31 protein-coding genes are annotated in these 26,292 nt (G+C 72.5%); 17 read left to right on the plus strand and 14 right to left on the minus strand.

Going from position 1 to position 26,292, the window contains the following annotated elements; translation table 11 throughout:
- Positions 1-34: 34 nt before the first annotated feature.
- A complete protein-coding gene (gene dtd, locus B073_RS0128040; RefSeq protein WP_026247797.1) occupies positions 35-460 on the minus strand; it encodes a D-aminoacyl-tRNA deacylase in 426 nt (141 codons plus the stop codon).
- A gap of 174 nt (positions 461-634) precedes the next feature.
- Here dtd and B073_RS41375 point away from each other — a divergent pair, with 174 nt between their 5' ends.
- From B073_RS41375 to B073_RS41380, 5 genes are all read left to right on the plus strand, one after another.
- Complete coding sequence (locus B073_RS41375; protein ID WP_018541406.1) at positions 635-1,396, plus strand: hypothetical protein; 762 nt, start codon at positions 635-637, stop codon at positions 1,394-1,396.
- A 51-nt stretch (positions 1,397-1,447) separates the two neighbouring features.
- On the plus strand, positions 1,448-2,476 hold the full coding sequence (locus B073_RS0128050; protein WP_018541407.1) for an asparaginase: 1,029 nt from the start codon (positions 1,448-1,450) through the stop codon (positions 2,474-2,476).
- A gap of 235 nt (positions 2,477-2,711) precedes the next feature.
- On the plus strand, positions 2,712-3,143 hold the full coding sequence (locus B073_RS0128055) for an ankyrin repeat domain-containing protein (RefSeq protein ID WP_018541408.1): 432 nt from the start codon (positions 2,712-2,714) through the stop codon (positions 3,141-3,143).
- A gap of 195 nt (positions 3,144-3,338) precedes the next feature.
- Complete coding sequence (locus B073_RS0128060) at positions 3,339-3,908, plus strand: NADPH-dependent FMN reductase (protein ID WP_018541409.1); 570 nt, start codon at positions 3,339-3,341, stop codon at positions 3,906-3,908.
- Positions 3,909-4,042: 134 nt separating this feature from the next.
- On the plus strand, positions 4,043-4,405 hold the full coding sequence (locus B073_RS41380; protein WP_018541410.1) for a winged helix-turn-helix transcriptional regulator: 363 nt from the start codon (positions 4,043-4,045) through the stop codon (positions 4,403-4,405).
- Between the two features lie 45 nt (positions 4,406-4,450).
- Here B073_RS41380 and B073_RS0128070 read toward each other — a convergent pair whose 3' ends face one another.
- The gene (locus tag B073_RS0128070) at positions 4,451-4,906 is read right to left on the minus strand and encodes a VOC family protein (RefSeq protein WP_018541411.1); all 456 of its coding nucleotides are present in this window, start codon (positions 4,904-4,906) and stop codon (positions 4,451-4,453) included.
- Between the two features lie 291 nt (positions 4,907-5,197).
- Between B073_RS0128070 and B073_RS0128075 the strand changes: the two genes are divergently transcribed.
- Both B073_RS0128075 and B073_RS0128080 read left to right on the plus strand, forming a co-directional pair.
- Positions 5,198-5,779 (plus strand): TetR/AcrR family transcriptional regulator, encoded by a 582-nt coding sequence (locus B073_RS0128075; protein WP_018541412.1) that lies wholly within the window; start codon positions 5,198-5,200, stop codon positions 5,777-5,779.
- Complete coding sequence (locus tag B073_RS0128080; protein ID WP_018541413.1) at positions 5,779-6,153, plus strand: VOC family protein; 375 nt, start codon at positions 5,779-5,781, stop codon at positions 6,151-6,153. The genes B073_RS0128075 and B073_RS0128080 overlap by 1 nt, the downstream gene beginning before the upstream one ends.
- Positions 6,154-6,234: 81 nt before the next feature.
- Here the strand turns inward: B073_RS0128080 and B073_RS0128085 are convergent, their stop codons facing one another.
- The 3 genes from B073_RS0128085 to B073_RS0128095 all read right to left on the minus strand — a co-directional run bounded on the left by B073_RS0128085 (position 6,235) and on the right by B073_RS0128095 (position 8,272).
- Positions 6,235-7,221: an aldo/keto reductase gene (locus tag B073_RS0128085; RefSeq protein WP_018541414.1), complete on the minus strand. Its 987-nt coding sequence runs from the start codon at positions 7,219-7,221 to the stop codon at positions 6,235-6,237.
- 248 nt (positions 7,222-7,469) lie between these two features.
- Positions 7,470-7,841, minus strand: coding sequence for a transcriptional regulator (locus B073_RS0128090; RefSeq protein WP_018541415.1), 372 nt, complete (start codon positions 7,839-7,841; stop codon positions 7,470-7,472).
- Complete coding sequence (locus B073_RS0128095; RefSeq protein WP_018541416.1) at positions 7,838-8,272, minus strand: hypothetical protein; 435 nt, start codon at positions 8,270-8,272, stop codon at positions 7,838-7,840. Before B073_RS0128095 ends, B073_RS0128090 begins: the two co-directional genes overlap by 4 nt.
- 362 nt (positions 8,273-8,634) lie before the next feature.
- Here B073_RS0128095 and B073_RS0128100 point away from each other — a divergent pair, with 362 nt between their 5' ends.
- Positions 8,635-9,501 carry a putative protein N(5)-glutamine methyltransferase gene (locus B073_RS0128100; RefSeq protein ID WP_018541417.1) on the plus strand — a complete coding sequence of 289 codons (867 nt, stop codon included), beginning with the start codon at positions 8,635-8,637 and terminating at the stop codon, positions 9,499-9,501.
- Positions 9,502-9,533: 32 nt separating this feature from the next.
- Entirely contained in the window at positions 9,534-10,433 is a 900-nt protein-coding gene (locus B073_RS0128105) for a maleylpyruvate isomerase N-terminal domain-containing protein (RefSeq protein ID WP_018541418.1), read from the plus strand.
- Positions 10,434-10,504: 71 nt separating this feature from the next.
- Here the strand turns inward: B073_RS0128105 and B073_RS41385 are convergent, their stop codons facing one another.
- The 4 genes from B073_RS41385 to B073_RS0128125 form a co-directional block, all read right to left on the minus strand.
- A complete protein-coding gene (locus B073_RS41385) occupies positions 10,505-10,825 on the minus strand; it encodes a hypothetical protein (protein WP_018541419.1) in 321 nt (106 codons plus the stop codon).
- A gap of 120 nt (positions 10,826-10,945) precedes the next feature.
- Positions 10,946-12,193, minus strand: coding sequence for a threonine--tRNA ligase (gene thrS / locus B073_RS0128115; protein ID WP_018541420.1), 1,248 nt, complete (start codon positions 12,191-12,193; stop codon positions 10,946-10,948).
- A 190-nt stretch (positions 12,194-12,383) separates the two neighbouring features.
- A complete protein-coding gene (locus B073_RS0128120; protein WP_018541421.1) occupies positions 12,384-13,568 on the minus strand; it encodes a glutathionylspermidine synthase family protein in 1,185 nt (394 codons plus the stop codon).
- A 6-nt stretch (positions 13,569-13,574) separates the two neighbouring features.
- A complete protein-coding gene (locus B073_RS0128125; RefSeq protein ID WP_026247801.1) occupies positions 13,575-13,901 on the minus strand; it encodes a hypothetical protein in 327 nt (108 codons plus the stop codon).
- A gap of 188 nt (positions 13,902-14,089) precedes the next feature.
- On the opposite strand from B073_RS0128125, the gene B073_RS0128130 reads away from it, so the two are divergent.
- The 3 genes from B073_RS0128130 (at position 14,090) to B073_RS0128140 (ending at position 15,710) form a co-directional block, all read left to right on the plus strand.
- Positions 14,090-14,545 (plus strand): helix-turn-helix domain-containing protein, encoded by a 456-nt coding sequence (locus B073_RS0128130; RefSeq protein WP_018541423.1) that lies wholly within the window; start codon positions 14,090-14,092, stop codon positions 14,543-14,545.
- 32 nt (positions 14,546-14,577) lie between these two features.
- The gene (locus B073_RS0128135; RefSeq protein WP_018541424.1) at positions 14,578-15,219 is read left to right on the plus strand and encodes a hypothetical protein; all 642 of its coding nucleotides are present in this window, start codon (positions 14,578-14,580) and stop codon (positions 15,217-15,219) included.
- Between the two features lie 146 nt (positions 15,220-15,365).
- A complete protein-coding gene (locus B073_RS0128140; protein ID WP_026247802.1) occupies positions 15,366-15,710 on the plus strand; it encodes a DUF2516 family protein in 345 nt (114 codons plus the stop codon).
- 81 nt (positions 15,711-15,791) lie between these two features.
- Here B073_RS0128140 and B073_RS0128145 read toward each other — a convergent pair whose 3' ends face one another.
- Positions 15,792-17,363 carry a PP2C family protein-serine/threonine phosphatase gene (locus B073_RS0128145; protein WP_018541426.1) on the minus strand — a complete coding sequence of 524 codons (1,572 nt, stop codon included), beginning with the start codon at positions 17,361-17,363 and terminating at the stop codon, positions 15,792-15,794.
- Between the two features lie 542 nt (positions 17,364-17,905).
- The gene (locus B073_RS0128150) at positions 17,906-19,036 is read right to left on the minus strand and encodes an NlpC/P60 family protein (RefSeq protein WP_018541427.1); all 1,131 of its coding nucleotides are present in this window, start codon (positions 19,034-19,036) and stop codon (positions 17,906-17,908) included.
- Between the two features lie 441 nt (positions 19,037-19,477).
- On the opposite strand from B073_RS0128150, the gene pstS reads away from it, so the two are divergent.
- The 4 genes from pstS (at position 19,478) to pstB (ending at position 23,582) form a co-directional block, all read left to right on the plus strand.
- Entirely contained in the window at positions 19,478-20,605 is a 1,128-nt protein-coding gene (pstS, locus tag B073_RS0128155; protein WP_018541428.1) for a phosphate ABC transporter substrate-binding protein PstS, read from the plus strand.
- Between the two features lie 94 nt (positions 20,606-20,699).
- The gene (pstC, locus tag B073_RS0128160; RefSeq protein ID WP_018541429.1) at positions 20,700-21,695 is read left to right on the plus strand and encodes a phosphate ABC transporter permease subunit PstC; all 996 of its coding nucleotides are present in this window, start codon (positions 20,700-20,702) and stop codon (positions 21,693-21,695) included.
- On the plus strand, positions 21,692-22,771 hold the full coding sequence (pstA, locus tag B073_RS0128165) for a phosphate ABC transporter permease PstA (RefSeq protein ID WP_018541430.1): 1,080 nt from the start codon (positions 21,692-21,694) through the stop codon (positions 22,769-22,771). The genes pstC and pstA overlap by 4 nt, the downstream gene beginning before the upstream one ends.
- 34 nt (positions 22,772-22,805) lie before the next feature.
- Positions 22,806-23,582: a phosphate ABC transporter ATP-binding protein PstB gene (gene pstB / locus B073_RS0128170; protein ID WP_018541431.1), complete on the plus strand. Its 777-nt coding sequence runs from the start codon at positions 22,806-22,808 to the stop codon at positions 23,580-23,582.
- Between the two features lie 171 nt (positions 23,583-23,753).
- On the opposite strand, the gene B073_RS0128175 is transcribed toward pstB, so the two are convergent.
- Both B073_RS0128175 and B073_RS0128180 read right to left on the minus strand, forming a co-directional pair.
- The gene (locus B073_RS0128175; RefSeq protein WP_018541432.1) at positions 23,754-24,752 is read right to left on the minus strand and encodes an inorganic phosphate transporter; all 999 of its coding nucleotides are present in this window, start codon (positions 24,750-24,752) and stop codon (positions 23,754-23,756) included.
- Between the two features lie 10 nt (positions 24,753-24,762).
- Entirely contained in the window at positions 24,763-25,383 is a 621-nt protein-coding gene (locus tag B073_RS0128180) for a DUF47 domain-containing protein (protein ID WP_026247803.1), read from the minus strand.
- A 203-nt stretch (positions 25,384-25,586) separates the two neighbouring features.
- Between B073_RS0128180 and B073_RS0128185 the strand changes: the two genes are divergently transcribed.
- Positions 25,587-26,003: a metal-sensitive transcriptional regulator gene (locus B073_RS0128185; protein WP_018541434.1), complete on the plus strand. Its 417-nt coding sequence runs from the start codon at positions 25,587-25,589 to the stop codon at positions 26,001-26,003.
- A gap of 19 nt (positions 26,004-26,022) precedes the next feature.
- Here the strand turns inward: B073_RS0128185 and B073_RS0128190 are convergent, their stop codons facing one another.
- On the minus strand, positions 26,023-26,217 hold the full coding sequence (locus B073_RS0128190; RefSeq protein ID WP_234025183.1) for a hypothetical protein: 195 nt from the start codon (positions 26,215-26,217) through the stop codon (positions 26,023-26,025).
- Positions 26,218-26,292: the final 75 nt, after the last annotated feature.

Raw genomic sequence — 26,292 nt, forward strand, 5'->3', positions numbered from 1 at the left:
GCCCCCTGCCCCCTGCCCCCTGCCCCACCCTCGCTCAGACGTCGACGAGCACCGTGAACGGCCCGTCGTTCGTCAGCGACACCTTCATGTCCGCGCCGAAGCGCCCGGTCGCCACCTGCGCGCCCAGCGCCCGCAGCTGTGCGACCACCTCGTCGACCAGCGGTTCGGCGACCGGGCCGGGGGCGGCGGCCTGCCAGGTGGGGCGTCGGCCCTTGCGCGCGTCACCGTAGAGAGTGAACTGGCTGATCACCAGCAGCGGCGCCCCGTTGTCCGAGCAGGACTTCTCGCCCTGGAGGATCCGCAGCGTCCACAGCTTCCGGGCGAGCTGTGCGGCCTTCTCCGGGGTGTCGTCGTGCGTGACGCCCACCAGGGCGCACAGCCCCTCCCCGACGATCTCCCCGACCGTCTCGCCCGCCACGTCGACGCGTGCGCCGTTCACCCTCTGCACCACAGCTCGCATACCCGCCATGATGCCCGGCCGCCCCGGCGGCCCGGCGCAGGTACCCCCACAAGGGCCGTTCGAGTGCCATGGCCCTGCACACGGCCCGCACACAGTGGCACGATGCGTGCACGCGGTGCGTTTCACGGACACCATGCCCTGGATGCGGCACCGGACGAGGGGACGGAACGATCCATGACCACACTCGGCGCCGGCCGGACACCCGGCCCCGTGCCAACCGCCCGTACGGCACCGGCAGGCAGCCCGCCGCCGGCCCGCCCCACCCCGCCGTCCGGCGGTGCGAGACCGGCCGCCCCGGAGACCCCGACCGCCACGGAGGCCCCGCACGCCCCGACCACCACCACCCCGGCGCCGGCTCCGGCCGCGCCCGCCCGTATCGAGGACGGCCCCATGCTCCAGGCAGGCCAGGCACAGACCGCCCGCCCCCCGCAGCAGCGCGACCGCTTCCGGCCGTCCGGCCCGCCCGAGCTGTCCGGGCTGACCCTGCCCGAACTGCGCGTGGTGCGCCGCGACTGCCAGCAGGAGGAGGCCGACCTCAGCTATCTGCGGCGGCTGCTGCAGGGCCGGATCGACATCCTGCGCGCCGAGACCGCCCGCCGCACCGGCTCGCACTCGCCGCTGCTGGACCGGCTGCCGGAGATCCTCACCGACCTGCCGTCGCGCCAGCGCTCGTCCGCGCGCCATGTGACGCTGGGCACCCCGCACAGCGAGGAGTACCGCCGGCTCGCCGACGAGATGCTGGGCGAGGTCGGGCTGTCGGACCTCACGGCCCGTACGGACGAGGAGTTGCAGGACGGGATGGGGCGGCTGATCCGCTACGAGCGGCAGATCTCTCAGCGCCGGCAGTCCCTTCAGCGCACGACCGACGATTGCAGTGCGGAAATCGCGCGACGGTACCGTGAAGGCGAAGCACAAGTAGACGACCTGCTGTCCTGACCGGTCACGAGCCGCCTCCGGGAGCGGGTCCCCGTCCCCGGAAGGCCGGCCGTGACCACGTCGAAGACCTCGTCCTCGTCCACCCCGACACCCGAGCAGGCGCCGGCCGCGGCGACCGCCGTCCCGTCGGGTCCCGCGATCCCGTCGCCGGTGCTCGCCGAGGTCGTCCGCTCCGGCTTCGTCGAGGGGCGGCACCGGGGGTCGCTGGTGGTGCTGGCGGCCGACGGGAGCGTCGAGCAGGCGCTCGGCGACGTGGCCGCGCCGGTCTTCCCGCGGTCGTCGAACAAGCCGATGCAGGCGGCGGCGATCCTGCGGGCGGGCCTGGAGCTCTCCGGGGAGCGGCTGGCGCTGGCCGCGGCGAGCCACTCCGGCGAATCGTTCCACCTCGATCTGGTGCGGACCATGCTCGCCGAGCACGGGCTCACCACCGAGCACCTTCAGACGCCGCCCGACCTGCCGCTGGACCCGGAGGAGGCGGAGCGCTACCTCGCCGCCGGCCACGTCCGCGAACCGCTGGCCATGAACTGCTCCGGCAAGCACACCGCGATGCTCGCGGCCTGCGCGCTGAACGGCTGGCCCCTGGAGACGTACCTGGAGCCGGACCACCCGCTCCAGCAGCTGGTCCTGGACGTGGTGCGCACCGCGGCCGCCGAGGAGGTGGCCCACATAGGCACCGACGGCTGCGGGGCGCCGCTGATGTCGCTGTCGCTGACCGGACTGGCCCGCGCCTACCGCCACTTCGTCCTCGCCGAGCCGGGCACGCCGGAGCGGCGGGTGGCCGACGCGATGCGGGCCCACCCCGAGTACGTCGCGGGCACCCGCCGGCCCGACACCTGGCTGATGCGGGCCCTTCCCGGCACTCTCTCCAAGATGGGCGCCGAGGCGGTGCAGGCGCTGGCCCTGCCGGACGGGCGGGCCCTGGCCTTCAAGATCGACGACGGTGCGTCCCGCACCCTGGGACCGGTCCTCGCGCGGGTCCTGCGGGGTCTGGGCGTCGACGACCCGGTGCTCGCGCGCATCGAGGACGTGCCGCTGCACGGGGGCGGCAGCCGGGTCGGGGAGATACGAGCGGCGTTCTGAGGTCCGCGGGCGCCGGGCACCGGGCGGCGGGCCCGGGCCGGGGCTCATGCGGGCCGGGTGATCCGGCGGGCTCCGGCGTGGCCGGCGGCCCGTCGCGGCCCTGGTCGGGCGCCGGTCGCCGGCCCCGACCCGGCGGAATCCGCGCCCCCGCATCCGCCCCGCGGGGGGCCGGGAAAACTTACAGTGGCCGTGCATCCGTCACGCATACTCACGACCACAGCAGGAGGCCGGCGACATGAGCGACACGAATTCCGAGCCGCGGGGGCCCGAGGCGATCGAGCACGCGCACGACCCCGAGGTGCTGCAGCTCGCGGCCAAGGTGTTCGACCTGGCGCGCCACGGGGACACCGACACCGTCGCCGCCTATGTGGACGCGGGCGTGCCGGCCAACCTGACGAACGACAAGGGCGACTCCCTGGTGATGCTCGCCGCCTACCACGACCACCCGGCCACCGTGGAGGCCCTCCTGCAGCGCGGCGGCGACGCGGACCGCGCCAACGACCGGGGCCAGACCCCCCTCGCCGGCGCGGTGTTCAAGGGCGCGGACGAGGTCGTGAAGGTCCTGCTGGCGCATGGTGCCGATCCGGCGGCGGGGACGCCGTCGGCGATCGACACGGCCCGGATGTTCCAGAAGACGGAGCTGCTGAAGCTGTTCGGGGCGGAGTGACGGCGGCCCGCGGCGGCGCGGGTCGGCGCGGGTCGACGGCGGCCGGTACCGGCGCGGGTCCACGGCCGGCCGGTACCGGGGCGAGTCGCCTTCTTCGCCCCTCCTCGCCCCGCCGCCCCCGGCCGCTTGACCTCAAGTTCGATTGAGGTTTTAACGTCGTCGGCGTCGCACCCACCCCGCCACGAAGGGCCCGAGATGTCCGCACCCCGCTACACCCTCGCCGTGATCGTCGCCAGCACCCGCGAGGGCCGGTTCGCCCCGGTCATCACCGAATGGTTCACCCGGCACCTCAGCACCTCCCACCCGCAGCTGACCGTCGACGTCATCGATCTGGGCGAGATCCGGCCCTACGAACTCCGGTACGGCAGCGAGGAGTTCCTCGCCTACGCCAAGCGCGTCGAGCAGGCCGACGCGTTCGTGGTCGTCACACCCGAGTACAACCACTCCTTCCCGGCCCCGCTCAAGCACGCCGTCGACCTGCTGCGCTCCGAGTGGCAGGCCAAGCCGGTCGGCTTCGTCTCGTACGGCGGGATCTCCGGCGGCCTCCGCGCGGTCGAGCAACTGCGGCTGGTGTTCGCCGAGTTGAACGCCACGACGATCCGGGAGACGGTCAGCTTCGTACTCTCCGGCGGCCTCTTCGACGACGAGGGCCGGCTGCACGACCCGGTCCCGCCGGCCCAGGCCGCCGACGCCCTGCTGAACCAGCTGGCCTGGTGGGCGGTGGCCCTGCGGGAGGCGCGCCTGGCCCGCCCGTACGGCAGCTGAGCCGGCGCCCTCGCGCCGGGCGCCGTGCGGGCGTCCGGCTCCGCCCCCGATCGCCGATACTGGACGCGGGGTCGCGCGCACCGGCGCGCCCGGTGGCGCGGTGCGGTCCGCGCAGGAACGCGAGGGGGATCGGCGTGGGCGGGCGGAAGGGCCCCTACGAGTGCGGCCTGGATGCCGCCGTGGACGTCATCGGCGGCAAGTGGAAGGTGCTGCTGCTGTGGGCGCTGGCCCAGGGGCCCCGGCGGTTCGGCCGGCTGCGCCGGGAGTTGCCGGGGGTCAGCGAGAAGGTACTCGCCCAGCAGCTCCGCGAGTTGGAGGCGGACGGCATCGTCCACCGCGAGGTGTTCGACCAGGTCCCCCCGAAGGTCGAGTACACGCTGACCGAGCTGGGCACCTCGCTCAACGAGGCACTGGTGCCGCTGGGCGCCTGGGGTCGGCGGCACATGGCCCATCTGGAGGCCACCCATCCGCGACGGCATCCGGACGGGGCGGCGTGAGCGGAGACGCGAGCGGAGCGGCGAGGCGCGCTGCCTGCTCGTCTCCTACTCGTCGCCAAGGGGGCCGGCTGGACCGGCGGACTCCGTGCCGGTCGGTTCACTCGCCCCCTCCTGCACCGCCCAGCCGTTGCCGTCCGGGTCGCTGAAGTAGACGAACGAGTTCCACGCGCCGCCGGGGCCGTCCGCGAGCGCCCCGTTCTCCACATGCCGGACGGGGCCGACCGGCACCCCGCGGGCGAGCAACTCCCCGCGCGCCGCGGCCACATCGGGCACCACCAGCTGCACCCCCTGCACCGAACCGGGCCACGCCGGCGTCACACCGTCGCCCGCGCCCAGGACGATCGAGCAGCCGGAGCCGGGCGGGGTGAGCTGGACGATCCGCCCGCCGTCGTCGAGCCGGACGTCGAGATCGACGGCGAAGCCCACCTGCTCGCTGTAGAAGCGCTTCGCGCGTTCCACGTCGCTCACCGGAATCGGCACCAGTTCGAGCTTCCATTCCATGGCGTGTCGCCCGCCTCGGCCGGTGTGTGTCGGTCGCCCTGCCTTCGCGAGGTCTCCGCTCGCGTTTGTCAGAGCCTCTCGCCTCTTCAGAAGTCTAGGGAGGGCCGGGCGGCCGCGCCTCCCGCACACCGACACCGACACCGACCGTTGACGGGCCTTCCGCACTCCGACCCATTGACGGAGTGAGTACTCACTCCATACTCTGGCGTCATGTCGTCAGCGAACCGAACCGCAGACAGTCGGCCGCCCCGCCGCCGTGCCCCCGGTATGAGCGTCGAACAGCGGCGAGCCATGATCGTCGCCGCCGCCCTCCCGCTGATCGCGGAGCACGGCGCGGCCGTCACCACCAGTCAGATCGCCCGCGCCGCCGGAATCGGCGAGGCCACGGTCTTCCGCGCGTTCAAGGACAAGGACGAGCTGCTGGACGCCTGTATGGCCGAGGCGGTGGGCGTCGACCACGTCCTGCGCGAGCTAGCCTCCGTCCCCCTCGACCAGCCCCTGACCACCCGCCTCACCGAGGCCGCCGAGGCGCTCTGCGCTCACATGGAGCGCATGGGCACCGTCGTCCGGAGCCTCTACGCCACCGGGCACCGCCGCGAGCGTCCGCATCCGCCGGAGCCCCGCGCGGGCGAGGCGCCCCCGGAGGACGCCCGGACCCGGTCCTTCCGCGCCATGCAGGACGCCGTGGTCGAGCTGATCGAACCGGACCGGGAGGCGCTGCGACTGAGCCCCGAGCGGGTCGCCGCCGCCTTCCTGGGCCTGCTCTTCAGCCGGCTGCCGTCACCGGCCGGCCCGGCCCACGGACCGCTCACCCCCGAGGAACTCGTCTCCGTGCTGCTCCACGGCACCCTCACCGAACCCCGGAGCGCCTGATGCCCGTCACGCTCAACCACACCATCGTCCCGGCCGCCGACCACCGCGCGGCGGCCCGCTTCTTCGCCGACGTCATGGGCCTGCCGGAGCTTCCGCCGGACGGCCGCGACGGCCACTTCGCCCCGGTCCGGGTGAACGCGACGCTGACCCTGGACTTCATGGCCGTCCCGGACGCCCAGGGCCACCACCTGGCCTTCGACGTCGATCCCGAGACCTTCGACGGAATCCTCGACCGCCTCCGGTCGGCGGACATACCCTTCGGCAACGAGCCGGGCCAACCGGACAACGGCCGGACCGACCACCCGCTGTGCGCCCGCGGCCTGTTCTTCCGCGACGCCGACGGCCATCTCTACGAGGTGATGTCGCCGGCGTGAACCCGACGGGCCGGACGGGGCGGACGGCCGGACTCACCGCCCCACCGCCGCACCGCCCCACCGCCCCACTGGCTCACTGGCTCACTTGTTGACGAAGGACAGGCTCGTCGCGTCGTAGCGGGTGCCGGCGACCTGGTCGGCGGGGGCCGCGGCGTCGATGGCGGCGAGCTCCTCGGTGGAGAGCCGCACCTCCAGGGCCGCGAGGTTCTCCTCCAGGTACTTCTGGCGACGGGTGCCGGGGATCGGCACGACGTCCTCGCCCCGGTGCTGCACCCAGGCCAGTGCCAACTGGCCTGTGGTGACGCCCTTTTCGGCGGCCAGCTTCTCCAGCGTCGCCACGATGGCGAGGTTCTGCTCCAGGTTGCCGTCGGCGAAGCGCGGCTGGGTGCGGCGCAGATCCGACTCCGGCAGGCCCTCGACCGAGGTGTAGCGGCCCGTCAGGAACCCGCGGCCGAGCGGCGAGAACGGCACCAGGCCGATGCCCAGCTCACGGCAGACCGGGGCGATCTCCTGCTCCAGTTCGCGGGTCCACAGCGACCACTCGCTCTGCAGTGCGGCGATCGGGTGGACCGCATGGGCCCGCCGGACGGTCTCCGCGCTCGCCTCGGAGAGGCCGAGGTGGCGCACCTTGCCCGCGGCGACCAGCTCGGCCATCGCGCCGACGGTCTCCTCGATCGGCACGTCGGGGTCGACGCGGTGCTGGTAGTAGAGGTCGATGTGGTCGACGCCGAGCCGGCGCAACGAGGCGTCGCACGCCTCGCGGACGTAGGCGGCGTCACCGCGGATCTGCACCGGCTCACCGAGACGGTTGGCGAAGCCGAACTTGGTGGCCAGCACCACCTCGTCACGCCGCCCGGCGATCGCCCGGCCGATCAACTCCTCGTTGTGGCCCGCCCCGTAGAAGTCGGCGGTGTCCAGCAGGGTGACGCCGAGGTCGAGCGCGTGGTGGAGGGTGGCGATCGACTGGTCGTCGTCCGAGGCGCCGTAGCCGTGGCTCATCCCCATGCACCCGAGGCCCTGCGCCGACACTGCGAGTCCACCGAGGTGGCGGGTGGGAATCTCCATCATGCTGCTGCCTCCTGGCACGTACGACGAACGGGAGAGCCGGGGGAACGAACTGCCGCCGCCCCTCGACCCGTTCATGACGGTAGGAGTTGGAGTGCACTCGAAGTCAACCGATCTTGGCGGGACGGGCTCGGGGCGGCGCCTCGCGGTGGCTGTCGGCCGGTCCGCCCGACGGCCCGGGCGGCGCGCCCGGTCACTCGTCGGCGCCCGGTCGATCCCCGACGCCCCGGTCAGTCGTCGGGACGCCCCGGTCAGTCGTCGGCACCCGCTATGGCGCGCAGCGCCCGGCAGTGCGCGGCGAAGGCGGTCCGGCCGTCCGTCGTGAGGGCGAGCCAGGTGCGCGGGCGCTTGCCGACATAGCCCTTGGTGACGGCGACATAGCCGGCCTTCTCCAGAGTGGCGACCTGCCGCGACAGGACCGAGTCGCTCACCTCGACCGTATCGCGGACGAACGCGAACTCGGCCTTCTCGGCGGCCGCCAGGGTCGCCACGATGGAGAAGCGCACCGGGGCGTGGATGACCTCGTCCAGGCCGTGGCGCGGATGACTTCCGGCCGGTGGGGCGGCTCCGCCCGCCGGGGCGGAATCCGTGGCCGCCGCGGTCCTCTCGTGCGCCTCCGTCACCTCCGGGCCTCCAGATATCCGCCTATCAGGCCAGGGAGAGCGACGGCCACCGCGCCCGGTACCCACCAGGCCACCACACCCTGGAACCAGATGAGTCCGGGGATGAACACCGCCCCATAGAGCAGGCCCCAGGCGCCCATCATGGTGGCCATCCGCCTTCCGTGCCCTTGCCGGACGACAGGCCGCCGCCCCGCATAGACCCCGAGCCCCGCCATCGCGAGACCCACGAGCACGCCGCCGAACGACGCACCGTACGGGGCTTTCAGCAGCCCTACAGCGAGCATCTGCAGCCCCGTGGCACAGCCGAAGACGACCTGATACCACACGAACCACTTCGAGTTCCTGCGGACCGCTGCCCCCAGCTCCGCCGCGCGGGCCAGCGCGGCCGCCGCTTCACCGGACGCGTACTCCCCCATGACCATCCCCCTCATCAGTCCTGCACCTGCACTGCCGTCGCTCACGCTTTCGACACTCACCATACTGACAAGAACTTTCCAATGTGACAAGTACTTTCTGTCCAGTCCGAACTGACGCAGCGACGGGCGGGCCACTCCCCTCCTGACCGTTGATCACCAGGTCGGGTACTGTGGCCCCGGCCGTCGGCGACCCGGGTGTGGTTGCCGACGGGTTCCGCGTTCGCCCGTGTACGCAACGGCCCCGAGGAGGTGAGACCGATTCCCCGCCAGTCCCGGCAGGTGCTCCCGGCTCACGTCCGTGCGTCCGTCCCTCTCAGGTGACCGACCGACATCCGTGACCCGGGATGCGCCCTCGGCATCCCGAAAGGCTCACCACCATGTCGTCATTCCTGTCGTCGTCCCATTCGTCGTCCCATTCGTCGTCCCTTCCCGCGCTGCCGTCCGCCGTCGTCACCAGACTCCGCGCCGCCGGCTGCGTCTTCGCCGAGGACGAGGCCGCGCTGCTCGTCGCCGCGGCCCGTACACCGGAGAACCTGGCCGTCATGGTGGAGCGGCGGGTGGCCGGGCATCCCCTGGAACACGTCCTCGGCTGGGCCGAGTTCGGCGGTCTGCGGGTGCGCGTGGACCCCGGGGTCTTCGTGCCGCGTCGGCGCACCGAGTTCCTGCTGGGGCAGGCCGTCGCCCTCGGGCGCGCCGCCGCGCGGAGCGGCCGGCGGCCCGTCGCGGTCGACCTGTGCTGCGGCTCCGGCGCCGTCGGGGCCGCGCTGGCCGCGGCGCTGGGCGCGGTCGAACTGCACGCCTGCGACATCGAACCGGCCGCGGTGCGCTGCGCCCGCCGCAACGTGGCCGCGGCCGGCGGCCGGGTCCACGAGGGCGACCTGTTCGCCCCGCTGCCCGTCGGCCTCCGGGGACGGATCGACGTCCTGACGGCGAACGTCCCCTATGTCCCCACCGAGGAGGTCGGCCTGCTGCCGCCGGAGGCTCGCGACCACGAACCGCTGGTGGCGCTCGACGGCGGCGCGGACGGGCTGGACGTGCTGCGGCGGGTGGCGGCGGAGGCGCCCCGGTGGCTGGCGCCCGGCGGCCACCTGCTCGTCGAGACCGGTGAGCGGCAGGTGGACCGGGCCGTCGCGGCCTTCCGCCGCAGCGGGCTGCTCCCCCGCGTGGCCGCCTCCGACGAACTCTGCGCCACGGTCGTGATCGGCACTCGCCCGCCCGCCGCGGCCGGACCGGAAAGCTTCTGAGCATTGTCGGTGGCGCGCCGTACGGTGGTCGTATGGCTTCGATGAGCTACGACCGCCACTGTGCCGAAATCGTCGCCCAGACCGCCCTGTTGAGGACCCGGGTCGAGGGTGCGGACCTCTCCGCGCCGGTGCCCACCTGCCCTGGTTGGACCCTCGCCCGGCTGCTGCGCCATCTGGGCGGGGCGCACCGCCGGGCGGAGAGGCTCGTCCGGACGAGAGCCACCGGCCCGGTCCCCGAGGGGCCGGTCCCCGACACCCGAGTCAGCGACGTCGACGTCCCCGGTCCCGCCGACGGAGACGGGTCCGCGCTCGGCGCCTGGCTGACCGAGGGCGCCGGACGGCTGGCCGACACCCTGCGCGCCACCGGCCCCGAGACGGCGGTGTGGACGTCGGGCCCGGGTAGGACTCCGGCGTTCTGGGCCCGGCGGATGACGCACGAGACGGTGGTGCACCGCGCGGACGCCACGTTCGCCATCGCGCAGGCCCCGGGCGGACCGGCCGTGGCCGACCACCCGTTCGCGGTCGTGGAGGACGTCGCCGTGGACGCCCTCGACGCGTGGATGTCCTTCGGCTCCCTGCCGGCCGTACTGGAGCGCGGCCCCCACATATCCGCCTTCCTGGGCACCGGCCGCACCCTCCGCCTCCAGGCCACCGACGGCACGCCCGAGGCCGCCGCGGACTGGCTGGTCGGCCTCGGCGCCGACGCCCTCACCTGGCAGCGGCCGCCCTCCCCCACCCCGGACACCGCACCGGCCACCACCACCGTCCGCGGCGCGCTCAACGATCTGCTGCTGCTCGTCTACGGCCGGCTCCCCGCCCGCGGCCCCGCCCCCGCCCCGGTCGCCGCCGGCACCGGCCCGGTGGAGATCCTCGGCGAGGCCGCGCTGCTCGACGCCTGGCTGGAGGCCGTCGGCCGCTGGCTCAGGGAGTGAGGCGGCGCGAGGGCGGGATACGGGCCGGCCGGGTGCCGCCCAGCACCACGGCGTCGAAGAGCGGTCAGCCGTCAGAAGCGCCCTAGTTCCCGTACTTCGGCGGGCGCGGGCAGCTCGCCGCGCTCCGCCGCGGTGTCCAGCAACCGCCTTACGACGCCCGGCTCATGGAGGTCGAGTGGCCGCCGCCGGCCGTCCATGACCGCTCCGGAGTGCAGCAGGCCGTCGGGGACGAAGCGGCCGGGCCCGGGGCGGAAGACGATCCGCAGCACCCCCCGGGTGCCCTCGTGGCGCAGCGAGCGGACCTCCCGGCACTCGGGGTGCCGGTGGCGCACGGTCCACAGCCAGCACTGATCGCCCACCACGAGCCGGCGGGGCCGGTGTTCCTTCCGCATGCGCCCGACAGTCGTGGTCCGGCGGGAGGCGGGCACCCCCGGGACGGGCACGCGGCGGACAGAAGACGGGCGGGACACCGGCAGCGGGCCCGTGCGACAACGGGCGGTCGCGGCAGCGCCTCAAGCCGCCGGCCAGAGCTCCCCACCACGCTCCGCCACCACAGCCGCGATACGGGCCACCGCCTCGGCAGCCGGGAGCGGCGCCGGGCGGCGCCCGTCGCGCAGGCGAAGGGCGACGAGGTCGGCGGGGGCCTCGCGGGAGCCGATGACGGCCTGGTAGGGGACGTGCCGGGCGGCGCGGATACGGGCGCCGAGGGTGCCCTGGGCGGGGCCGGCGAGTTCGGCCCGCAGGCCGCGTTCCAGGCAGCGCCGTACGAGCCCTTCGGCGTGCGGCAGTTCGCCCTCGGAGACCGGGAGCACCACGAGCTGGACGGGGGCGAGCCAGGCCGGGAAGGCGCCGCCGTGCTCCTCGATGAGGTGGGCGACGGCGCGTTCGACACTGCCGATGACGGCGCGGTGGACCATCACGGGCCGGTGCCGGGCGCCGTCGGGGCCCACGTAGGACAGGTCGAAGCGGCGCGGCTGGTGCAGGTCCACCTGGACGGTGGAGAGGGTGGCCTCGCGGCCGGCGCGGTCGGCGATCTGCACGTCGATCTTGGGGCCGTAGAAGGCGGCCTCGCCCCCGACGGCCTCGTAGGCGACCCCGGAGCCGTCGAGTGCCTCGGTCAGCAGGGCCGATGCGCGCCGCCACATCGCGGGGTCGGCGACGTACTTGCCGCCCTCGCCGGGCAGCGAGAGGCGGTAGCGGGCGGCGCGGATGCCGAGGTCGGCGTAGGCGCGGCGGATCAGGTCCAGGGCCGCACGGGCCTCGTCGGCGACCTGGTCGAGGGTGCAGAAGATGTGCGCGTCGTTGAGCTGGATGGCGCGGACGCGGGTGAGGCCGCCGAGCACCCCGGAGCGCTCCGAGCGGTACATTCCGCCCAATTCAGCGATCCGCAGCGGGAGTTCATGATGGCTGTGCGGGCGCGAGCGGTAGATGAGGGCGTGGTGGGGACAGAGGCTGGGGCGCAGTACGACCTGTTCGCCGCCGAGGTCCATGGGCGGGAACATGTCGTCGCGGTAGTGGTCCCAGTGCCCGGAGATCTCGTACAGCTCCCGCTTGCCGAGGACCGGCGAGTAGACGTGCCGGTAGCCGGCGCGGCGCTCGGTCTCGCGGATGTACTCCTCCAGGGCGTGCCGCACCGCCGCGCCGGCCGGCAGCCAGTAGGGCAGTCCGGCGCCCATCAGCGGATCGGTGTCGAAGAGGTCCAGCTCGCGGCCGAGCCGGCGGTGGTCGTGGGCGGGGGCGGTGTTCATGGTGGCGTTCATGGCGGTCTCCTCGCGTGTACGGGGCGAGTGACCACACGGCGAAGCCCCGGGGCACTCGCCCCGGGGCTTGACGACTCGTAAGTCAGCGGTCAGCGCGCCGGGACTCTCTCCGGCGTCGTCGTGAAGAACAGATCTGCGCGCTGCATGTGGCAGACCGTAGCAGGGCGCCCCGGCGGCCGCACCGGATTTCTCATCGGATGAGGTGCGGCACGAACCGCGCGTACTCGTCGGTGACCAGACCGGCCGACTCGCGGATGCCGAGCCCGGCCGCCTCATCCCCGACGACCCAGGCGCCGAGCACCACCCGGTTGCCGCCGAAGTCCGGCAGCGGCGCCAACTCCTGGTAACAGCAGGGTTCGTCGCGCAGCGCGGCGGGGGTTCCCGGCGGATGGACGGTGACCCCTTCGCCTTCCCTTCCCAGCAGCGGTTTGGCGACGTGTCCGGGACCGGCGGGCAGTTCGCGGGGGCCGTCCAGATAGGCGGGCAGGAGGTTGGGGTGGCCGGGGAAGAGCTCCCAGAGGACCGCCAGCAGCGCCTTGTTGGAGAGCAGCATCTTCCAGGCGGGCTCGATCCACAGGGTGGAGCCGGTGGCGCCGCCGTTGTCGAGGGTGTCCAGGACGTGCGGGCCGAAGGCGTCGGTGGCCAGCCACTCCCAGGGGTACAGCTTGAAGCAGGCGCGGACGAAGCGCAGCCGCTGGTCGACGAAGCGGCCGGAGAGCCGGTCCCAGCCGATCTCCTCCATGGCGATCGCCTCGGTGGCCAGGCCCGCCTGTTCGGCCGTCTCGCGCAGATAGGCGACGGTCATCAGGTCCTCGCCCAGCTCGTCGGCGGCCGAGTGCGCGAAGTGCAGCGGGGCGCCGGGCGGCAGCAGGTCCGCCTGCCGCTTCCAGGCGGCCACCAGCCGCTCGTGCAGCGAGTTCCACTGGTCGGCGGCCGGGAAGCGGTCCTCCATCCAGAACCACTGTGGGCTGGCGGCCTCCACCAGGGAGGTGGGGGTGTCGGCGTTGTACTCCAGCAGCTTGGCGGGGCCGGTGCCGTCGTAGCGGAGGTCGAACCGGCCGTAGAGGGAGGGGAGTTCGGCACGGCGGTGCCATGCCTGGGCGACCCGGGCGGCCAGGCGCGGATCGGTGAGGCCGAGGTCGGCGAACCGGTCGTGGGTGACGATGTGCTCGGCGGCGGCCAGGCACATGCCGTGCAGTTCCTCGACGACCTCTTCCAGCGCGTCGATCTCGGCCGCCGAGAAGGAGTAGTAGGCGCTCTCGTCCCAGTAGGGGCGCAGCGAGTCGTCGGGGTAACGGGTGAGCGGGTAGATCAGCCCCTGGGCCTCGACGGTGCCCTGCCAGTCGGGGCGGGGCTCGATGGTGTGGCGGCGCATCCGGTGTCAGCCGCCCGAGGAGCCGTGCCGGGAGCCGAAGCCTCCGCGGGTGACGGCGGCACTCTTGTCGAACGTGCCGCCCTTGACATAGCGGCCGGAGCCGCCGGAACCGTAGTACCAGCGGCCGGACGTGGCGCCCGGCGAGGAGCACTGCGCCGGGCTGAGCACGCGGTATCCGTGGACGCTGTCATAGCTCCTGGGGTCCACACAGCGCCTGTCCGGCTCCGACCCGCAGGAGGTGAGCGCCGCGGCCAGCGCGCCCATGCCCCCGAGAATGACGGTGCCGGAACGCAACCGCCGCCGCATCTGTCCTGATTCCGCCTTGCGCACCATGCCGACCCCCGTCTGTCCGTACGCGAACAATCCCTGACGCCCGCCCACCCTAGGTGCCCGCTCCACGACTCGATACGGGGGGGCGGGTACCCGTTCCGACGTGGCCGTTCGGCGCCCGCCCGCAAGGAACACGCCACTCTTGCTAGCGCTTGCTTGCAATAGTTAGCACTACCGTGCAGTATCGATACATGGCATCACTCAACGTCGGCAATCTCGGCGAGTTCCTGCGGGAGCAGCGGCGCACGGCGCAGCTGAGCCTGCGGCAGCTGGCGGATGCCGCGGGGGTGTCCAACCCGTACCTCAGTCAGATCGAGCGCGGTCTGCGCAAACCGAGCGCGGAGATCCTCCAGCAGCTCGCCAAGGCACTGCGGATATCCGCCGAGACGCTGTATGTCCAGGCCGGAATCCTGGACGAACGGCGCGCCCCGGACGGCACCGGGGTGCAGACCGCGATACTCACCGATCCGTCGTTGAACGAGCGGCAGAAGCAGGTCCTGCTGCAGATCTACGAGTCCTTCCGCAAGGAGAACGGGCTCGGCGGCGGCGCCCCGGACGGCGGCACCGCGCCCCGTTCCGGCGACGGGCCCGAGGACGGCGACCAACCCCATGAGACAGAGGCCGACGGCGGCCCGCACGCCACCTGAGCAACCCCATCGTTTCCAGGAGGAACCACGTCATGGCCATCACCACCGATGACCTCCGCAAGGCCCTGACCGACGCGACCCCGCTGTACGCCGTGGCCGGCACCGTCGACCTGGCCGCCGAGAAGCTGGGCGAGGTGCCGCAGCTGGTCGAGAAGCTGAAGGCCGAGGCCCCCAAGCGCTTCGAGTCGGTCCGCAGCACCGACCCCAAGGACATCCAGGCCCTGGTCACCAAGCAGGCCAAGGAGGCCCAGGAGAAGCTGGGCGAGCTGCTGGGCTCGCTCGACGGCGATCTGAAGAAGTTCCGCGACCAGGCGCAGGAGCTGGCGCTGCGCGGCGTCGGCCGGGCCGCCGAGGTCGCCGTGCAGGCCCGCGAGACCTACGACGAGCTGGCCGAGCGCGGCCGCGGCGCGGTGCAGAACTGGCGCGGTGGCGCCGCCGAGCAGGTCGAGGAGCTGGCGGTGGCGATCGAGCCGGAGCCGGAGCGCAAGGCCGAGACCAAGAACGGCGCGGAGACCGGCGGCCGTGCCAAGACCGTGCCGGCCAACGGCACCCGCCCCGAGGCGAAGGCCACCGCCTCCACCGAGCCGAAGGCCGCCGGGGCGCCGAAGCCGGCCGCCCAGCGCAAGCCCGCCGCGGGCCCGGCGAAGAAGAGCACCCCGCCGTCGGCGAAGTGAGCCGCCGGTGAGCGCCGGCCATCGGGCGGGCCGGGCACTTCCCACGTGTCCGGCCCGTTGTCCCGGTACGGTGGGGCTCCAGGACCCACACGAACCCCGATGACAGCCCGGCTCCCAGGGCGAACGGCTAACGGCAGGTGGACGGCGTGCTGATTTACGGATTCCAGAGCATTCTGAGCTGGGTTCAGCTCGGCCTCGGCGTCTATTCCGCCGTGATGCTGATCGACGCGGCCACCCGCCGCGAGGACGCCTACCGCGCGGCCGACAAGCAGAACAAGGGCATGTGGCTGATCTTCCTGGGCCTGGCCACCGCGCTGCTGTTCCTGCTGCCGATGCTCTCGTTCCTGCCGATCATCGGCGTGATCGCGGTGATCGTCTACACCGTCGACGTCCGGCCGGCGCTGCGCGCGGCGGCCGGTGGCGGCCGTGGCGGCCCGCGCCGCGGCTCCAGCTCCGACGGCCCCTACGGGCCGTACAACGGCGGTCGCTGAGCCCGTCGTCCCCGGTGTCGGCCGGGCCCGTCTCCGCTCCGGGCCCGGCCGGCCGGCGGGGCCGGCCCCGTCAGAAGCGCCCTAGCGCCGGTCCAGCAGCAGGACCGCCACATCGTCCGTGAGTTCGCCGCCGTTGAGGGCGCGGACCTCGCGGACCGACTCCTCCAGCAGTTCCTCGCCCTGCAGGCCGTTCGCCATCTGGCGGGCGACGAGCGCGGTCATGCCCTCCTGGCCCAGGCGCCGGTTGCCCTCGCCGATGCGGCCCTCGATGAGGCCGTCGGTGTACATCAGCAGGCTCCAGGCGGCGCCCAGCTCGACCTGGCGGCGCGGCCAGCGGGCCTCCGGCAGTAGCCCGAGCGCCGGGCCGCCGAACTCGTAGGGCAGCAGTTCCGGCCGCTCCCCGGCGCGGGCCAGCAGCGGCGCGGGGTGGCCGGCCAGGCACACCCCGGCCCGCCGGCCGTCCTCGGAGATGTCGACGGTGCACAGCGTCGCGAAGATCTCGTCGTCGGGGCGCTCGTTCTCCAGCACCTTCTGGAGGGTGGCCAGCAGCTCGTCGCCGTACAGCCCGGCGAAGGTCAACGCCCGCCAGGCGATGCGGAGTTCGACGCCGAGCGCGGCCTCGTCGGGGCCGTGGCCGCAGACGTCGCCGATCATGGCGTGGACGGTGCCGTCCGGAGTGCGGACGGTGTCGTAGAAGTCACCGCCGAGCAGGGCGCGGCTGCGGCCGGGCCGGTAGCAGGCCGCGAAGCGCAGCTCGGAGCCGTCGAGCAGCGGGGTGGGCAGCAGGCCGCGCTCCAGGCGGGCGTTCTCCTGGGCGCGCAGCCGGGACTCGGTGAGCTGGCGCTGGGCGAGGTCGGCGCGCTTGCGTTCCACGGCGTAGCGCACCGCGCGGCTGAGCACCTTGCCGTCCAGCTCGTCGCGGAAGAGGTAGTCCTGGGCGCCCACCCGCACCGCGTCGGCGGCCCGCTCGGCGTCCGTCTCGCAGGTGAGGACGAGGACGGCCTGCGAGGGCGCCATGCGCAGCACGGCCCGCAGGGCGGCCAGCTCGTCGCCGGAAGCACCGGCGGCGTTGGGCTCCTCGCGGCCGTGCGGCTCGGCGGGGGTGAGGTCGAGCAGGATGCAGTGCACGTCGTCGGTGAGCAGCCGCTCGGCCTCGGTGAGGTTGCGGGCGGTGCGCAGGCGGACCTTGCGGCCGGCCCAGTCCCACATCTCCGGGACGTGACTGTTCGGGTCCTCGCCTATGAGGAGCAGGGTCAGCCCCTGGGCGGGCGGCTCGGGCGGGGGTTCCGGCAGCGGCTCGTCGGCGGCCGGGGCGTCGGATGTGGCGGAGAACACGGTGCCGTTCGCCGGGTCGGGGGCATGACCGGCCGCCGGGCGGGCAGCGGTCCGTCCGGCCGGGAGCCGGTGGTCCGCGGCCGGGCGCGGCAGTTCGGCCGCCGGCAGGTCGCGGGGCAACGGGGCGGGGCCGGCGGCGGGGAGGGGCGTCGTGGGCGCCTCCGGCGCGGTCCGCGGCGGATGGGAAGCCCCGGAGCAGCCCCCGTGCGCCGGCATGCCGGCGCCGGCGGCGCGGGTGGTCTCCGCGCAGCCGGGGTCCACCGGTCCTGCCTGGTGCGGCAGCACGTCCGTCCGCGGGCGCGGTACGGGTACGGGCATGGGTCTGCTTCCTTCCCTCCCCCCGAGGGGTGCGGCGGCGTGCCGACCGGCACACCGCCGTGCCCGGTGCGGTCCCGCTCGTCGGTCAGCCGGGCGGGGGCGCCATCGGGCATCGAAGGGCGACCATAGCGTCCGGACCACGGGGCGCGGAATGCCCTTTGGCACGCGGCCTTCGTCATATGCCAGAGCCGTGCGGGCATTTCACCTGCGAAGGCCGGAACGGGGAATGACGAACATCACCCCGGCCGGACGCATTTCACTGCCGGACAGCTACCGCGCCACTACGGAAAGACATCCTCCGGCGGCTGCCGCGAGCGCGCTCTTCGGAATTCAACAATCCGGCCGCGCGGCGCCGTCCGGCACCGCCCCGCATTCCGTGCATTCCGCTCGCACGGAACGGAAAAGCGTGAGGGCGGTGGGCGGAACGGGAGGGGCGGAAGACCCGGAAGAGGCGGCCGGAAAATGTCCGGAATCATTCCCCGGACTGCCGCCGCCGTCGCCCGGCGGCGCGGGTGGCGCCGGCAGCCCGGGCGGGCGTCCGCTCAGCGGGCCGGGTCCCCGTCCGGGCGGACTACGCCGAGGATGGGCATCGAGCCGGCGCCCGTGAGCGTCACCTGCCGGCCGGGCCGCGGGGCGTGCACGATCGCGCCGTCGCCGACGTACATCCCGACATGGCTGGCGTCGGAGAAATAAATGATGAGATCGCCCGGCCGCATATCCTTGAGTGCCACCCGGGGCAGCTGCCGCCACTGCTCCTGCGAGGTGCGCGGAATCGTCCGCCCGGCGGCCTGCCAGGACCGCAGGGTCAGCCCCGAGCAGTCGAAGGTGTCCGGGCCCACCGCGCCCCAGACGTAATCCTTGCCGATCTGCGAAGTGGCGTACGAAATCGCCTTCTTGCCCTGCTCGGAGGCTTTGCCGGTGATGTCCTTGAGTGCGCCGGAGTCGAGCCATTTCTGCTGGGCGAGCAGAGCCTGGTCGTCCTCCAGTTTCCGCAGCCGCTCCTTTTCCTTGGCGGCCAGCCGGGATTCCAGCTTTTTCGCCGCGTCGATCCTGTCGTTGATCTCCGTACGGGCGGCGTCCTTCTTCTTGCGGTCGGCGTCCAGCTGCCCCCAGCGGTGGCCGGCGTCCTGGGCGTAGCCCTGCAAGTCACGCTGGAGGTGCGTGAGTTGGCTGATCACGCCCTTGACGGCCTGCTGCCCCTTGCGGGTCAGATCGGCGTTGGCGAGGAAGGACTCGGGGTCGGGGCTGAGCAGCAGCCGCGCCTCGGGGGGAATGCCGCCGGTGCGGTACTGGGCGCTGGCCAGCGCACCGGCCCGGCGCTTGAGGGCGGCCAGCCGCTGCTGGCCGGAGTCGATGGTGCGGGCCAGCTGGACGATCTTCTTCTGCTGGAGCTGGACCTGCTCCTCGGCGGCGTTGTAGTCCTCGGTGGCCCGCTCCGCGGTGCGGTAGAGGCCCTCGATCTCCTTGCGCACCTCGTCGAGGTGGCGGGCGTCGCCGTCGGGGGGCGGCGCCGGGTCCGGGGACCGCTGCGCCGCCGTGGCCGTCCCGCCGAGCAGCCCCGTGGCACAGAGGACGACCGCGGTGCAGACCGCCAGCCGGCCGCCCCGCCCGCCCCGTAGACCCCACCCCGCACCCGCGTCCCGAACGCCCTGTTGTGCCCCCTGGCTCCCCACCAGTCACCTCCGGTCGTTCCGCACCGATTCGTGTGCTCGCCTTCGGCGCGGATGCTGCCATACCGGCCGGTAATCCAACAGAGCGACGGGCCGGTTCGCGGAGGGGAAAGGGGGACGCCCACCCGGAACGAGGCACTCCGGGCGGCGCCGCCCACCGGAACCGGGCGCTCCCCGGCGGCGCTTCGCGACCGCACCCCGCCCCTGCGCACGCCCCGGAACCGGCCGCCCGAGCCGGCTTGCACCCCGCTCGCGTCGAACTCAGCCGACGGCCGAGGTTCACCGTGCGTTCACTCCGCTCCATCGGCTGCTTCACCTGACGTGCCTAATTTCGGCCGTGCTCGGTGCGCGTCAATACGCCGGAGACGGCGGCGCGGCACCGCTTCGTCCTGTCACACCCCGCACGCCGCGGAATCGGCGCGCACCAGGAAGGAACTCTCGACAGTGAAGCTTCAGCGCAAGAACCGGGTTCGCGCCCTCGCCGTTGGCGCTCTCGCCGTCTCCGGTGCCCTGGCCCTGACCGCGTGCGGCTCCGACAACACCACGGGGGGCAGCGGCGGCGGCGCCGGCTCCGCCAAGGCCGCCAACATCAAGTGCGACGGCAAGGGCAAGCTGCTCGCCTCCGGCTCCTCGGCGCAGAAGAACGCGATGGACGTCTGGGTGCAGAACTACGCGGGCGCCTGCCAGGGCACCGAGATCAACTACCAGCCCACCGGCTCCGGTGCCGGTGTCACCACCTTCCTCCAGGGCCAGACCGCCTTCGCGGGCTCCGACTCCCCGCTCAAGCCCGAGGAGATCACCAAGTCGAAGTCGCTCTGCAAGGGCGGCCAGGCGATCGACCTGCCGATGGTCGGCGGCCCGATCGCGGTCGGCTACAACGTCCCCGGCGTGGACGGCCTCGTCCTCGACGCGCCGACCCTGGCGAAGATCTTCGACTCGCAGATCACCAACTGGAACGACCCCGCGATCAAGAAGCTCAACCCGGGCGCCAAGCTCCCCGACCTGAAGATCCAGGCGTTCCACCGCTCCGACGACTCGGGCACCACCGACAACTTCACCAAGTACCTCAAGGCCGCCTCCGGCGGCGCCTGGAAGCACGAGCCGGGCAAGAAGTGGGAGGGCACCGGCGGCCAGGCGGCGTCCGGCTCCGCCGGCGTCTCCTCGCAGGTCAAGCAGACCAGTGGCGCGATCTCCTACTTCGAGCTGTCCTACGCCACCGCCGGCAAGATCCCGACGGTCAAGGTCAACACCGGCGCCAAGGCCCCGGTCGAGGCGACCGTCGACAACGCCTCCGCGGCGATCGCCGCGGCCAAGCCGGCCGGCCAGGGCAATGACCTCGCGCTCAAGCTCGACTACGCCACCAAGGCCGAGGGCGCCTACCCGATCACCCTGGTGACCAACGAGATCGTCTGCGACAAGGGCAACAAGGCCGACACCCTGCCCGCCACCAAGTCCTTCCTCACCTACGTCGCCAGCAAGGACGGCCAGGACGCCCTGAAGGCCCTCGGCTACGCCCCGCTCCCGACCGAGATCGCCGACAAGGTCCGCAAGACCGTCGCGACGCTCTCCTGACCCGCCGGCGGCGGCCCCGGTTCCCCCGGGGCCGCCGCCTTCCGGTGCACCGCCGCGCCGGGGCCCCCGCGGGCTCCGCAGACCGGAGAAACCCATGGACTACTCGACATCGCCGATATCCGACACACCCGCACCGCCACCGGCCGCGAGCCCGGTCTCCGGCAAGGCGGTCCGCCCCGGTGACCGGATCTTCCTCGGGCTCTCCCGGGGCTCCGGCATCGCCCTCCTGGTGATCATGGCCGCCATCGCGGCCTTCCTCACCTACCGCTCGGTCCTCGCCATATCCGGCGACAAGAGCAACTTCTTCACCACCCTCGACTGGAACGCCACCGGCACCGAGCCCAAGTTCGGCATCGCGGTGCTGGCCTTCGGCACGGTCGTCAGCTCGCTCGTCGCGATGCTCCTCGCGGTGCCGGTCGCGGTCGGCATCGCGCTGTTCATCTCGCACTACGCGCCCCGCAAACTCGCCTCACCGCTGGGCTACGTCATCGACCTGCTCGCCGCCGTCCCCAGCATCGTCTACGGCCTGTGGGGCGCGCTCTTCCTCGTCCCGCACCTGGGCGGCCTCTACGGCTGGCTGAACGACTACCTCGGCTGGACCGGGCTCTTCAGCTACAGCAACGGGGCCGCCCGTTCGCTGTTCACCGTCGGCATCCTGCTCGCGATCATGATCCTGCCGATCGTCACCAGCGTCAGCCGGGAGGTCTTCCTCCAGGTCCCGCGGATGCACGAGGAGGCCGCGCTGGCCCTCGGCGCCACCCGCTGGGAGGTCATCCGGATGTCGGTGCTGCCCTTCGGCCGCTCCGGCGTGATCAGCGCCTCCATGCTCGGCCTCGGCCGCGCGCTGGGCGAGACGATGGCGGTGGCCACGGTCCTCTCCCCGAGCTTCCTGATCAGCGCCAGCCTGCTGGACCCGGGCGGCGGCACCTTCGCCCAGAACATCGCCAGCAAGTTCAGCGAGGCCGACACCTTCGGCCAGGACGCCCTGATCGCCTCCGGCCTCGTCCTCTTCGTGATCACCCTGCTCGTCAACGGCGCCGCCCGGCTGATCATCGCCCGCCGCAAGGAGTACTCGGGGGCCTCCTCATGACCGTCGCCACCAGCCACCGCCACCGCAAGGTCGCCGAGCCGCGCGCCTCGCTCGGCCTGAAGCAGTCCCGGCTCCCCCGCTGGACCCTGCCGGTCCTCGCCCTGGCCGCCGTCGGCGCCGGCTGCGGCACCGGCCTGGCCGCCGGCCTGGACTCGACCGTCCAGTGGGGCCTGATCGCCGCGCTGCTCTTCGTCGTCGTGACGTTCGTGCTGACCGCGGCCGTCGAGGGCACCCGCCAGGCCAAGGACCGGCTGGCCACCAGCGTCGTGTGGACCGCCTTCCTGCTCGCCGTGGTTCCGCTCGCCTCGCTGCTGTGGGAGACCGTCGCCCGCGGCACCAAGGTCCTCGACGGCTACTTCCTGTCCCACTCGATGGGCACGCTCCCCGACGCGATGCCCGGCGGCGGCGTGTACCACGCGATCATCGGCACCCTGGAGCAGGTCGGCCTGGCGACCCTGATCGCCGCCCCGCTCGGGCTGCTGACCGCGATCTACCTCGTCGAGTACGGCCGCGGCACGCTCGCGAAGGTCGTCACCTTCTTCGTCGACGTGATGACCGGCATCCCCTCGATCGTCGCGGGCCTGTTCGTGCTGTCCGTGTGGATCCTGATCCTCGGCTTCGGCCCGTCCGGCTTCGCCGGCTCGATGGCGCTGGCGATCCTGATGATGCCGGTCGTGGTCCGCTCCACCGAGGAGATGCTCAAGCTCGTCCCGAACGAGCTGCGCGAGGCGTCCCTGGCCCTCGGCGTCCCGAAGTGGCGCACCGTCCTCAAGGTCGTCCTGCCCACGTCGATCGGCGGCATCACCACCGGCGTGATGCTCGCCATCGCCCGCATCACCGGCGAGACCGCCCCGGTGCTGCTGCTGGTGTGGGGCGCCAAGACGATCAACAACAACCCCTTCGACGGCGCCCAGCAGTCCCTGCCGCTCTACGTCTTCCAGCAGTGGCAGCAGGGCTCCGACGCCTCCTACGACCGGGCCTGGGCCGCGGCACTCGTGCTGATCGCCTTCGTCATGGTCCTGAACCTGGTGGCCCGCGGCATCGCCCGCTGGAAGGCCCCCAAAGCCGGCCGCTGACCAGCCGCCGATCCCGAAAGAAGTAGTGATCCCCATGGCCAAGCGAATCGACGTCAGCGGCCTGAACGCGTACTACGGTGCCCACAAGGCCATCGACGACATCTCCATGACCATCGAGCCCCGCTCGGTGACCGCCTTCATCGGCCCCTCCGGCTGCGGCAAGTCGACCTTCCTGCGCACCCTGAACCGGATGCACGAGGTCACCCCCGGCGGCCGCGTCGAGGGCAAGGTGATGCTGGACGACGAGAACCTCTACGGCTCGGGCGTCGACCCGGTCGCCGTCCGCCGCACCGTCGGCATGGTCTTCCAGCGCCCCAACCCGTTCCCCACGATGTCGATCTTCGACAACGTCGCGGCCGGGCTGCGCCTGAACGGCAAGTACCGCAAGAGCCAGCTGAAGGACATCGTCGAGCGGTCCCTGAAGGGCGCCAACCTCTGGAACGAGGTCAAGGACCGCCTGAACAAGCCCGGCTCCGGCCTCTCCGGCGGCCAGCAGCAGCGGCTGTGCATCGCCCGCGCCATCGCGGTCGAGCCGCAGGTGCTGCTGATGGACGAGCCCTGCTCGGCGCTCGACCCGATCTCCACCCTCGCCATCGAGGACCTCATCGGGGAGCTGAAGGAGCGCTTCACGATCGTCATCGTGACGCACAACATGCAACAGGCCGCCCGGGTCTCGGACCGCACCGCGTTCTTCAACCTGGCGGCGGTCGGCAAGCCCGGCAAGCTCATCGAGATCGACGAGACCGAGCGGATCTTCTCCAACCCGTCGGTCCAGGCGACCGAGGACTACATCTCCGGCCGCTTCGGCTAGGCCGGTTCCGGCACCCGGCCGGTCCGGCGACCGCCGGCGGCCCCCCAGGTGTCCCGCGGTGCTGCATGGCGGTGCCACCGCAGGACGAAGGGCCCGCCCCCTCCCAGTGGGGGCGGGCCCTTTCGCCGCGCTACGGGTGCCGGGCGCCGCTACGGCGCCGGTCGGCGGCCGTCAGCCGAAGGCCAGCTTGATCAGCCAGAACGCCAGGGCCGCGACCAGCGCCGCGGCCGGCATGGTGATGAACCAGCCCATCACGATGTTCTTGGCCACGCCCCAGCGCACCGCCCGCGGCCGCTTGGTCGAGCCGACGCCCATGATCGAGGCGGTGATCACATGCGTGGTGGAGATCGGCGCGTGGAACATGAAGGACGCCACGTACATCACCGAGGCGGAGGTGGTCTCCGCGGCGAAGCCCTGCGGCGGGTCCAGCTCGATGATCCGTCGGCCCAGCGTCCGCATGATGCGCCAGCCACCGGCGTAGGTGCCCAGCGACATGGTGATCGCGCAGGCCAGCTTGACCCACAGCGGAATGGCGTCGTCGGCCTTCTCGACATCGGCGATGACCAGCGCCATCACCACGATGCCCATGGTCTTCTGGGCGTCCTGGAGGCCGTGCCCGAGCGCCATGCCCGCCGCCGAGACCGTCTGCGCTATACGGAAGCCGCGCTTGGCCTTGTGCGGGTTGGCCTTCCGGAACAGCCAGAGGATCACGACCATCACGAGGTAGCCGAGCACCAGCCCGATCACCGGCGAGATGAACATCGGGAGGACGACCTTCGAGATCACTCCCGACCAGATCACCTCCGTCCCGCCGGCCAGCGCCGCGCCGACCATGCCGCCGAACAGCGCGTGCGAGGAGGACGACGGCAGACCGAAGTACCAGGTGACGAGGTTCCAGACCACCGCGCCGAGCAGCGCGGCGAAGAGGATGCCCATCCCCTTGTCACCGTGCGGGGTCGCGATCAGCCCCTCGCTGACCGTCTTGGCGACGCCGCTGCCCAGGAAGGCACCGGCGAGGTTCATCACGGCCGCCATGGCCAGCGCGGCCCGCGGCGTCAGCGCCCGCGTCGAGACGGAGGTCGCGATGGCGTTGGCCGAGTCGTGGAAGCCGTTGGTATAGGTGAATCCGAGCGCGACCCCGATGGTCACGATGAGCGCGAAGGTGTCCATGGCTGAGGGCTCAGGACTCCTTGACCGCGATGGTCTCGACGGTGTTGGCGACGTGCTCGAAGGCGTCCGCCGCCTCCTCCAGGATGTCCACGATCTGCTTGAGCTTGAGCACCTCGATGGCGTCGTACGTGCCGTTGAAGAGGTGCGCCAGCAGCTTGCGGTGGATCTGGTCGGCCTGGTTCTCCAGCCGGTTGACCTCGATCCAGTACTCGGTGAGGTTCGACATCGTGCGGAGGTTCGGCATCGCCTCGGCGGTCAGCTCGGCCGCCCGCGCCAGCACCTCGATCTGCTGGTCGATGCCCTTGGGGAGTTCCTCGATCTTGTAGAGGACGACCAGATCGACGGCCTCCTCCATGAAGTCCATGATGTCGTCGAGCGACGAGGCGAGGGCATAGATGTCCTCGCGGTCGAACGGCGTGATGAACGAGGAGTTGAGCTGGTGGAAGATCGCGTGCGTCGCGTCGTCCCCCGCGTGCTCCGCCGCCCGCATCCTTTCGGCGATCTCGGCCCGTGCGGAGGCGTCCGCCCCGAGCAGTTCCATCAGGAGCTTGGAGCCTGTGACGATGTTGTCCGCGGACGCCGCGAACATGTCGTAGAAGCTCGTCTCCCTGGGGGTCAGACGAAAGCGCACGTGAAATCCTCGGGGTACATCGGATTCGGTCGAGTTGATGCTAGGCGCATCATCCAGCCACAGCTAACCCGGCTAACCGGCATTCCTTCAGTGTCGCCCATCGGGCAGCATGCTCTGCACGGGGTACCGCGGGTGCCCGCAAACTTCGGTACGATATACCCGCTGGGGGTATACGGATCGCTTCAATACCACGGGAGATGGCCATGACGACCACGGACGCGGGCACCGGCGGCGGCACCGCAGCCGCACCGGCCTGCCACGGCCCCCAGCCGGAATCCGCCCCCCGCACCGGACCGGAATCTGTGACCGATACCGCTGTGGAGACTCCGGCGCCGGGCGGCCACGGCTACGCCAAGCAAAAGGACGCGCACATCAAGCGACTGCGCCGCATCGAGGGCCAGATCCGCGGTCTGCAGCGCATGCTCGAAGAAGACGTCTACTGCATCGACATACTCACCCAGGTCTCGGCGAGCACGAAGGGCCTGCAGTCCTTCGGTCTCCAGCTGTTGGAGGAGCATCTGCGGCACTGCGTGGCCGATGCCGCAGCCCAGGGTCCGGACGCCATCGACGCCAAGGTCCAGGAGGCGACCAGGGCCATCGAGCGGATGCTGCGGAGCTGACGGCCGCGGGGCCGGCGCGTCACGGCGGGTCCGGGGCCTCCCGCTCGGCCCCGCCGTCCCGCGGGGGCCCGGCCACATGCAGGAGTTCGTCGATCCGATCGGTGCTGAGCCGGTCCTCGCTCGCGGCCGCGGCCGCGATCATCAGCTCACCGGTGAGATCGATCTCGGCGAGGGCCACCTGGTCCTGAACGGTCGGATGGCGATGGGCGGGCACGTCCGACACCTCCTCCCTTCGAGCGCCTTCCCACGCCGCGGTGGTTAACGCCAGCGTAGGGAGGGCCGCCCGCCG

Origin of the sequence: Streptomyces sp. MspMP-M5 (assembly GCF_000373585.1) — a bacterium.
Classification (GTDB): domain Bacteria; phylum Actinomycetota; class Actinomycetes; order Streptomycetales; family Streptomycetaceae; genus Streptomyces.

Bases quoted from the DNA above. Each gene is read 5' to 3' on its own strand.
- dtd (WP_026247797.1), bottom strand. From the start codon at position 460: ATGCGAGCTGTGGTGCAGAGGGTGAACGGCGCACGCGTCGACGTGGCG.
- B073_RS41375 (WP_018541406.1), top strand. From the start codon at position 635: ATGACCACACTCGGCGCCGGCCGGACACCCGGCCCCGTGCCAACCGCC.
- B073_RS0128055 (WP_018541408.1), top strand. From the start codon at position 2,712: ATGAGCGACACGAATTCCGAGCCGCGGGGGCCCGAGGCGATCGAGCAC.
- B073_RS0128060 (WP_018541409.1), top strand. From the start codon at position 3,339: ATGTCCGCACCCCGCTACACCCTCGCCGTGATCGTCGCCAGCACCCGC.
- B073_RS0128070 (WP_018541411.1), bottom strand. From the start codon at position 4,906: ATGGAATGGAAGCTCGAACTGGTGCCGATTCCGGTGAGCGACGTGGAA.
- B073_RS0128075 (WP_018541412.1), top strand. From the start codon at position 5,198: ATGATCGTCGCCGCCGCCCTCCCGCTGATCGCGGAGCACGGCGCGGCC.
- B073_RS0128080 (WP_018541413.1), top strand. From the start codon at position 5,779: ATGCCCGTCACGCTCAACCACACCATCGTCCCGGCCGCCGACCACCGC.
- B073_RS0128085 (WP_018541414.1), bottom strand. From the start codon at position 7,221: ATGATGGAGATTCCCACCCGCCACCTCGGTGGACTCGCAGTGTCGGCG.
- B073_RS0128095 (WP_018541416.1), bottom strand. From the start codon at position 8,272: ATGAGGGGGATGGTCATGGGGGAGTACGCGTCCGGTGAAGCGGCGGCC.
- B073_RS0128100 (WP_018541417.1), top strand. From the start codon at position 8,635: ATGTCGTCATTCCTGTCGTCGTCCCATTCGTCGTCCCATTCGTCGTCC.
- B073_RS0128105 (WP_018541418.1), top strand. From the start codon at position 9,534: ATGGCTTCGATGAGCTACGACCGCCACTGTGCCGAAATCGTCGCCCAG.
- B073_RS41385 (WP_018541419.1), bottom strand. From the start codon at position 10,825: ATGCGGAAGGAACACCGGCCCCGCCGGCTCGTGGTGGGCGATCAGTGC.
- thrS (WP_018541420.1), bottom strand. From the start codon at position 12,193: ATGAACGCCACCATGAACACCGCCCCCGCCCACGACCACCGCCGGCTC.
- B073_RS0128120 (WP_018541421.1), bottom strand. From the start codon at position 13,568: ATGCGCCGCCACACCATCGAGCCCCGCCCCGACTGGCAGGGCACCGTC.
- B073_RS0128125 (WP_026247801.1), bottom strand. From the start codon at position 13,901: ATGGTGCGCAAGGCGGAATCAGGACAGATGCGGCGGCGGTTGCGTTCC.
- B073_RS0128130 (WP_018541423.1), top strand. From the start codon at position 14,090: ATGGCATCACTCAACGTCGGCAATCTCGGCGAGTTCCTGCGGGAGCAG.
- B073_RS0128135 (WP_018541424.1), top strand. From the start codon at position 14,578: ATGGCCATCACCACCGATGACCTCCGCAAGGCCCTGACCGACGCGACC.
- B073_RS0128145 (WP_018541426.1), bottom strand. From the start codon at position 17,363: ATGCCCGTACCCGTACCGCGCCCGCGGACGGACGTGCTGCCGCACCAG.
- pstC (WP_018541429.1), top strand. From the start codon at position 20,700: ATGGACTACTCGACATCGCCGATATCCGACACACCCGCACCGCCACCG.
- pstA (WP_018541430.1), top strand. From the start codon at position 21,692: ATGACCGTCGCCACCAGCCACCGCCACCGCAAGGTCGCCGAGCCGCGC.
- pstB (WP_018541431.1), top strand. From the start codon at position 22,806: ATGGCCAAGCGAATCGACGTCAGCGGCCTGAACGCGTACTACGGTGCC.
- B073_RS0128175 (WP_018541432.1), bottom strand. From the start codon at position 24,752: ATGGACACCTTCGCGCTCATCGTGACCATCGGGGTCGCGCTCGGATTC.
- B073_RS0128185 (WP_018541434.1), top strand. From the start codon at position 25,587: ATGACGACCACGGACGCGGGCACCGGCGGCGGCACCGCAGCCGCACCG.